This is a genomic window from Gardnerella sp. 26-12 (assembly GCF_001660745.1).
Taxonomy (GTDB): Bacteria; Actinomycetota; Actinomycetes; order Actinomycetales; family Bifidobacteriaceae; genus Bifidobacterium; species Bifidobacterium swidsinskii.
Genome location: NZ_LWSR01000035.1, coordinates 1 through 8,230, shown reverse-complemented (window position 1 = coordinate 8,230; position 8,230 = coordinate 1). Strand labels below are relative to the sequence as shown.

6 protein-coding genes are annotated in these 8,230 nt (G+C 39.4%); 4 read left to right on the top strand and 2 right to left on the bottom strand.

Going from position 1 to position 8,230, the window contains the following annotated elements:
* Positions 1–138 precede the first annotated feature (138 nt).
* From hflX to A5295_RS02955, 4 genes are all read left to right on the top strand, one after another.
* Complete coding sequence (hflX, locus tag A5295_RS02970) at positions 139–1,641, top strand: GTPase HflX (RefSeq protein ID WP_064621660.1); 1,503 nt, start codon at positions 139–141, stop codon at positions 1,639–1,641.
* A 143-nt stretch (positions 1,642–1,784) separates the two neighbouring features.
* Positions 1,785–2,747 (top strand): L-lactate dehydrogenase, encoded by a 963-nt coding sequence (locus A5295_RS02965; RefSeq protein WP_004107125.1) that lies wholly within the window; start codon positions 1,785–1,787, stop codon positions 2,745–2,747.
* 125 nt (positions 2,748–2,872) lie between these two features.
* Positions 2,873–4,357: a sensor histidine kinase gene (locus A5295_RS02960; protein ID WP_004110792.1), complete on the top strand. Its 1,485-nt coding sequence runs from the start codon at positions 2,873–2,875 to the stop codon at positions 4,355–4,357.
* Between the two features lie 186 nt (positions 4,358–4,543).
* Entirely contained in the window at positions 4,544–4,816 is a 273-nt protein-coding gene (locus tag A5295_RS02955) for a WhiB family transcriptional regulator (RefSeq protein WP_004110789.1), read from the top strand.
* 6 nt (positions 4,817–4,822) lie between these two features.
* Here the strand turns inward: A5295_RS02955 and A5295_RS02950 are convergent, their stop codons facing one another.
* Together A5295_RS02950 and A5295_RS02945 are read right to left on the bottom strand one after the other, a co-directional pair.
* Entirely contained in the window at positions 4,823–6,646 is a 1,824-nt protein-coding gene (locus A5295_RS02950; RefSeq protein WP_064621659.1) for an FtsK/SpoIIIE domain-containing protein, read from the bottom strand.
* 235 nt (positions 6,647–6,881) lie between these two features.
* Positions 6,882–8,180 (bottom strand): LCP family protein, encoded by a 1,299-nt coding sequence (locus A5295_RS02945; protein WP_064621658.1) that lies wholly within the window; start codon positions 8,178–8,180, stop codon positions 6,882–6,884.
* Positions 8,181–8,230 lie beyond the last annotated feature (50 nt).

The following is an 8,230-nucleotide window of genomic DNA, read 5'->3' as shown; positions in this document are numbered from 1 at the left end:
CATATCATACATATATGTTGTGTTCATATATTGTCGTCTCAAGTTACCATAATAAGACAAACGTTGTAAAACGCTATTTACAATGAAATAGAGGAGGGACAGTTGGCGGATAGTAATGTGGCATCCGGGCGAGATGATGTGCTTAATTCAAACGATTTTTCCTCCCTCGAAAATGATTCTAATAATATGAATGAGCATAATCTCACCAATAATGCAGTGCTTTATGCTCATTCGGATGTGCTTCTAGACACTACTTCTGACAGTGAAAAGCATGATGAAGTTTGGCAGGAGCGTGAATCTCGTAATGCTTTAAAGCGAGTAGCTGGTCTTGGCGAATTACAAGATGTTACCGAAGTTGAGTATAGAAAGCTTCGTCTTGAGCGCGTTGTGCTGGTAGGAGTGTGGTCTAGCGCAAAAGGAACTCTTGCTCAAGCTGAAGAATCGTTGCGTGAGCTTGCAGCGTTGGCACAGACTGCTGGTGCTGTTGTTTGCGATGGCATGTTGCAACAAAGATATAGACCAGATGCTGCAACTTATGTTGGTTCAGGTAAAGCGCGTGAGCTTGCAGCAGTAGTTGCTCAGCATGATGCGGATACGATTATTGTTGACGATGATTTACCTCCTAGCCAGCGTAGAGCTTTAGAAGATGCAACCAAAGTTAAGGTTGTTGATCGCACTGCTGTTATTTTGGATATTTTTGCTCAGCACGCTACAAGCCGTGAAGGTAAAGCTCAAGTTGAGCTTGCTCAATTGCAATATATGCTACCTAGGTTAAGAGGCTGGGGTGCTGCTCTTTCTAGGCAGGCTGGTGGTAGAGCTGCAGGAGATGCTGGTATTGGTTCTAGAGGTCCTGGCGAAACTAAAATCGAAATGGATCGTCGAGCTATTCGCAATCGTATTTCTAAACTTCGTCACGATATTGCGAATATGGCACCTGCGCGCGATGTAAAACGTGGTTCTCGTAGACGACAAGATATTCCAACTGTAGCTGTTGTTGGATATACGAATGCTGGCAAGTCGTCTATTATAAATCGCCTTACTGGTTCACAAGAATTAGTAGAAAATGCACTGTTTGCAACTCTTGATACTGCAGTACGTCGTTCTCAAACTCAAGATGGTAGAAGCTATACTTTGGTAGATACTGTTGGTTTTGTTCGCAGACTTCCAACTCAACTAGTTGAAGCATTTAAATCCACTTTGGAAGAAGTTGGACAAGCAGATGTTATTTTGCATGTAGTTGACGGTTCGCATCCAGATCCTATTTCGCAAATTAATGCAGTAAACGAAGTTCTCGCTAATATTTCTGGTGTAGAAGATATACCTCAAATTATGGCATTGAATAAATCAGACATGATGAGTGATGCTGCGAGAGAACGTTTTTCTTCTCTTTATCCTGATGCTGTTATTGTTTCTGCATTTAGTGGCGAAAATTTGCAAATATTGCGCAATCGTTTAGAAGAATTGTTACCGTCTCCTCGTGTTCGTGTAGATGTAACTTTGCCGTACGAGTTTGGTGGATTATTATCAAAAGTTCGTGAAAATGGTGTAGTTGAAAAAGCAGAATATGTAGATTCGGGGGTTGAACTTATTGCTTGGGTTGGACCATCGTTAGCTGCAAAACTTATGAAAGTAGCGTTGTAATAATAAATTCCGGTGGTGCGATTAGAGTAAAGGTGTTCATACCAAAAGCTCTTAATGTGAGAGCAGCCCTTAGTAATGCATAAATCGTGGTATTTTGTGTGCTTATAAGGGTGTGATAGGTTGTTGAAAAGAGGTTTTTGCTCATGGTGAGTTCGCAGGTTAAGCCAACTAAGCTTGCAATTATTGGTGCCGGCGCGGTCGGATCTACTCTCGCTTTCGCTGCTGCTCAGCGTGGTGTTGCGCGTGAGATTGTGCTTGAAGATATTGCTAAGGAACGTGTTGAAGCTGAAGTTTTGGATATGCAGCATGGTTCTAGCTTCTATCCTGCAGTTTCTATTGCCGGTTCTGACGATGTGGAAATTTGCCGTGATGCTGACATGGTCGTGATTACTGCTGGTGCTCGCCAGAAGCCAGGTCAGACTCGTTTGGAGCTTGCAGGTGCCACTATCAACATCATGAAGTCAATCATTCCGAACGTTGTGAAGGTTGCTCCTAACGCAATTTACATGTTGATTACTAATCCTGTTGATGTTGTTACGCACGTTTCTATGAAGCTTTCTGGTCTTCCAGCAAACCAAATGTTTGGTTCTGGTACCAACCTTGATTCCGCTCGTCTTCGTTTCTTGATTGCTCAGCACACTGGCGTTAATGTTAAGAACGTTCACGCATACATTGCTGGCGAACACGGTGACTCTGAAGTTCCACTGTGGGCTTCTGCAACCATTGGTGGTGTTCCAATGTGCGATTGGAACGCTCTTCCAGGTCATGAGCCACTTGATGCTGCTAAGCGCGAAGAAATCCATCAGGAAGTTGTTAACGCTGCTTACAAGATTATCAACGGTAAGGGTGCAACAAACTATGCTATTGCAATGTCTGGTGTAGATATTGTTGAGGCTGTTCTTCGCGATACTAACCGCATTCTTCCAGTGTCTTCTTTGCTCGATGACTTCCACGGCATTTCTGATGTGTGCATGTCTGTGCCAACATTGCTTAATCGCAATGGTGTAAACTCTCGTCTAAACACTCCAGTTTCTGATCGTGAGTTGGCTGCTTTGAAGCGTTCTGCTGAAACTTTGCGCGAAACTGCTGCTAAGTTTGGTTTCTAGTTTTAAAGAGTAATTTATAAATTATTAAACCGCTTCTTCTTTTAATTGAGGAGGAGCGGCTTTTCTTATTTAAAACAACAACATACCTCACAGAATTTTCTGTGAGTTCGATATATTATTACATTATGGCTGATTTTTCTAACATTCTTGCTACTCGTCCTGATTTTAATGACAGTGATCGTGAGTGGCTTCACCATTTGGTGGTTGATTGGCAGGTTATTGCAGATTTGAGTTTCGCAGATTTGCTGCTGATTATTCAAAATGGTGACGGTGATTATGTTGTTGCTGAACAATGTCGTCCTTCAACAGCTATTACTTTGCGTACTGATGATTTGTTAGGTAAAAAATTAGATGATTCTTTAGTACCTGAGCTTAATGAGGCGATGAAATCTGAGACAAGTTTCCACTCTTCGACCTTACGTTCTATTGGTAGAGCTACTGTATGCTACGTTTATGCTCCAGTTCGTCATAGGGGTAAAACTCTCGGATTGGTTATGCGCGAAACTAATTTGGCAACGCGTGAATCTAATGGTCGTTATGAAACTGAAAGTATTAATGCTGGTAAGACTTTATTTGACATGATTCCTCGTGAACAATTCCCATATCGTGAATCTGTATTAAATCAACGACATAATGCTCGAGTATCCGATGGTTTTATTGTGCTAGAAGACGATGGAATAGTTCGTTATGCTTCCCCTAATGCCATTAGTTGTTTCCGCAGACTTGGCGGATTAAACACTATGCAAGGTGAATATTTAAGCGAATTTGGCACTAGGTTGTTGCATACGAACGATAATGTTCCCGAAAGTTTACCTCTTGTATTAACTGGAAAAGCTGATGTAGATTGTGAACTTGAAGCGAACCATTCTATAGTTTCCATGCGCTCCTTGCCTCTGTGGGGTCCAAATAATCGTGTTGGAGCTGTAGTGTTATGCCGTGATGTTACTGAAGTTTTGCGGCGCGAACAAGAATTGCGTACTAAAAATGCCACTATTTCTGAAATACATCATCGCGTAAAAAACAATTTACAGGCTGTTTCTGCTCTTTTGCGTTTGCAAGCTCGTAAGACAAAATCTATTGAAGTTAGAAAAGAACTTGAGGAAGCTCAACGTCGTGTGCAAACTATAGCACTAGTTCATGAAGGCTTGAGCCAAACTGCTGACGAAATTGTTGATTTTGACAAAGTTATTTCGAGTTTGTTGAAGATGTCAATTGAGTTGGCGTCTCAGAATCAAAATATTGATATTGATTTTGTTGGAAAATTTGGCAGATTAGCAGCTCAGGATGCTACACCATTATCTCTTGTTTTAACTGAGCTAGTGACGAATGCAGTTGAACATGGTTTTGAAGGTCGTGAAAAAGGTCATATTCGTATTGCAGTTGGTAGGGGCGGAGACAATCTTAATATTGTCGTTGAAGATGATGGAGATGGTATAGATAGCGAGTCTTCTCATGGAATGGCTAAACCATCTGGCTCTGGCCTTGGAACGCAGATTATAAACACATTTGTCACTAACGATTTTGGTGGTACAGTTCGTTGGTCTCCTCGAAGAGAGGGCGGAACTAGGGTAGTGTTAGACATTAAATTGCGCGTATCTGGTATTGAGTAGCTTTAGTAAAAATTGTTTTCCAACGTGCATTAAATGTTATACATTTAGTGTAAAAAGTACAGGAACAATTAAAATTGCTAATAAAGATGCAAAATACCTTGAAAAAACTTTCTTTTCATGATTTCCTTACATTCAGGGGAACTTCTAAAGCTCACCGTTGTAGGTAAGAAATGAGGATAATAATTCATGAGCAACTCGTTTGATTGGCGCACAACAGCAGCATGTAGTGACAAAGATCCTGAACTGTTCTTTCCTCTTGGAAGTGCTGGTACAGCAGTTCAACAGCTTGAAGAAGCAAAAGCAGTATGTCGCTCATGTGATGTTGCAACAGAGTGTTTAAAATGCGCATTAGAAACTAACCAAGATTACGGTGTGTGGGGAGGATTAAGCGAGGATGAGCGTAGAACTCTAAAGCGTCGAGCAATGCGCGCACGTAAAAATCAAGATGCGTCACTATAGATAATTTTATTCTAGGTGCACTATTTGAGTTAAACTTGCTGATCCTGGAGTGATTAAAACACATCGTCCTGGAAGTTGATAGTCTTCAATATCAAAACTTTTAGATAAAGCAGAAGGTATTCCAAGCATTGTATCTGTGCCCACATCTCCTGTTGGAAATATTATCCTCACTGGTGCTTGCTCAGGTAAACGTAAGTAGCGAGAAGTGCTAGTGCTCATAATAACTGGGCATTGTTTACTATTTAATCTTTTTTGAAAAGCAATAGCAGTTTGTCTCGTATTTAGCGGATCAAGCAATTCATCTGCATCGTCAATAATGATTGGCGTATTTTCGTTGTCAATGTTATTAATGTTTTGTTCATATAGTGATTTTCCTGAATATATTGGCAGGTTTAAAGTTTTAGAAATTATTTTTAATATTGTTGTTTTGCCTTGTTTCCTACTACCAATAACAGCTATATTCCCAAGGTGAATTGGTAATAGAGCAGGATATAAGTGTATGGTATCGTCTTGTAACCCAATAATAATATGCTTCGTATAAAATTCTTGAGTACGTAAACTTTGAGATATTTTTTGCTCCGAATTTTTGTATTTGTAATTATTTGAATACTCTGCAAGTTGTTTTGCTGAAAGAATCGACGGCAATGGTTTGCTAAATAATTCTGGAGAATGATCATGATGGCAGAATCTACCAGCTAACTGTATTGCTCGTACTAAATGTGCAGGATTGCTGCTTTGAGCACATCGCAAAGCTTCTACTCCTTCTCCAATATTGTAATATGCGGCTCCTGGCGTATTTGGGCTTATTCTAGCTGCATGCGCTGTTCCTAATAATTCTTGCGATTGCATTCCGTCTCTAACTCTCAAGCAAATATTAATAGAAATATTAGCTTTCATATCTGCGCTTACTTGTGCGAGTGGATTTTGAGTTCCAGCAATAATATGCATTCCCAAAGATCTGCCTACTGATGCAATTCGTATAAGACGAGGCATGTAGTCGGGAAGTTGATCTTTTAGAGCATGAAATTCGTCAATAACAATAAGCAATGAAGGTTCAGCTGGGGTTACTTGTGCAATATTATTACATCCATGATGAGCTACTAGTCTTTCTCGTCTATTTAGTTCTAGTTCGAGACCTTTTAGAGCGCGTATTGCGTGTTTAAGATTTAGATCTCCTACGTTTCCCATAGTATGTGGGAGTTTAGATAGTATGTCAAAAGTTGCTCCTCCTTTAAAATCCATAAAAACAAACCGTAGCTGCTGCGGACCGTATTGAAAAGCCAAAGCTAAACACCAAGTCGTAAGAAGTACTGATTTACCAGAACCAGTTGTTCCAGCAACTAAAGCATGTGGCCCATTGTTAATTAAATCTAAATAGCAGTAGCCATTATTACTTATTCCAAGTGGAGCTATAAGGTGTTTAGTTTTTGAATTAGGCAAGTAGTTATAAATATTTGTATTTAGATTTTCCTTCATACTATTGGATTTGTTTTTTATGTCGTATGTTCCTGCATTTTTTAGCCATGTTTGCAATACTTCTTTCCAGTGATGTTGCGTATTAGAAATTGCATTTCTTCTCATAAGTAATGTTTCTAAACTTACTGGTGTAATAGTATCTGGCAAACTTTCTACAGTTTGTTGATTATAAGTTACGTTATTTGACGATTGCGTAGTGTTTAATAATTGAATTTGCTGATTTTGTTGAACATTTTGAACAGAATTTTTCTCAGATATGTATTGAAAAATTTGTGGAATAAGACTTGCTATGTACATCATAATGCTTGGAATAATCATGGTTAGCATCATCCAATTATCTTGCATCCATGCCATTATAGCCAATGCTACGTGAGCGAATATGGGAACTATACTCGCTGTCATCTGTACATGCATAAGTACTTTAGTTGTAGACATTCCTGTATTAGATTTGTTACTCATAAATGTATGAGACAATATTTTTGATTTTTGTGCAATACTTATGCAAGATTGTGGTTAAAAGATACGAGTTTAGTGCTTTCTAAGTTGTGGTATCTAATTGAAGTGTTGTTTACACAACAATACTTCGAAATTATTGTTGCTCTGCAAGAGTTCCAACTGATCCAGGTTTATGAGTTCCTGATGCAAGTTGGTTGAATAAATCTAAGTTTTTAGCATCATCGAGAAGCACGGATGAACCAACTCCTGGAACTTGATAATCAGGATTCGTCCAATATATTGTTCCGGATATGCCTGACGGTCCAGTTGCTTCTTTGAATGCTTGAGCCATTTCCCATAATGTTCCTGGATTGGTTTTCTCGTCAAAAATAACTGAAGCAAGTCCCGTTTCAGCAAGTTTTTTTACTTTTCCAAAATTCAATAAGGTATTGTGATCTAATGCTTTTTTCATAATAGCTGCAATAACCATTCGTTGACGTGCAGCTCGTCCAAAATCAGATTCTGGATCTGCGTATCGCATTCGCGAAAATGCCAACGCTGTATTCCCATCAACGTGATGGCATCCAGAAGTCCAATTTAACCCGCTAAACTTATCACTTACTGTACGGTTGTAGCATAAATCAATGCCATCTATAGCGTTAACAACATTAGTAAGACCGCCAAAACGTATTTCTGCAACATGGTCAATGCGATGACCTGTAATTTTTTCTATTGCTGCTGTTAATGCTTTATTTCCAGCTGCTTGCGCAACGCTATTAATTTTTACTTGTTCGCCATTTAAAGAAACAAGAGAATCTCGAGGAATAGAAATTAGAGAGCTGTGACCATTGCTCGGCTTTGTCAATACAAGAATAGTATCTGTTCTAAATCCTGTTATCTCTTTAGCTTCTTCGCCTTCTCGTTGATCAGAACCAAGAATAAGCCATGCTTTGCCTTGAGTGCTAGGAGTACTAGTAAGCCAAGTAGTGCGGTTAATTCTTGAGTCAACCCAGTTCCATGAATATACCCCAAAACCAGTTACACCTATTGCCAGAACAACAAAAAATGCAATAAATGCATGTAAAATTCTGTGCGGTTTGTGCGGTAGTATTTTTGCTGTACTTCCAACTGCTTTATTTATAGTTGTTGGAATACGCATTTGTGAAATAGAACTTGTGCGCGGTGCTGGTCTTGGTTGCAATTGCGATGTGTAAGAAACAGGTCTAGAAGAACATTGTTCTGGACTTTTTAAGATTCTTGTTCTTTGAGTTGTAGGCGCAAAAGACGGCGCTTGTGATGGAAGCGCATTAGACTCTATTTTGCCTCTTTTTACGCGTTTTGGAGTGAAACTAGGAGGCACGTTTGAGTTAGATGAATCGTTATTATGAGAAGGAGTGAAGATAGGTGGGTTTATATTATCTTCAGAAGGGTCCTCATACAATCTCGAATTCATTCATCCTCCAAAATAAGCATGTATCTTCAATGACTATGAATACATAATAT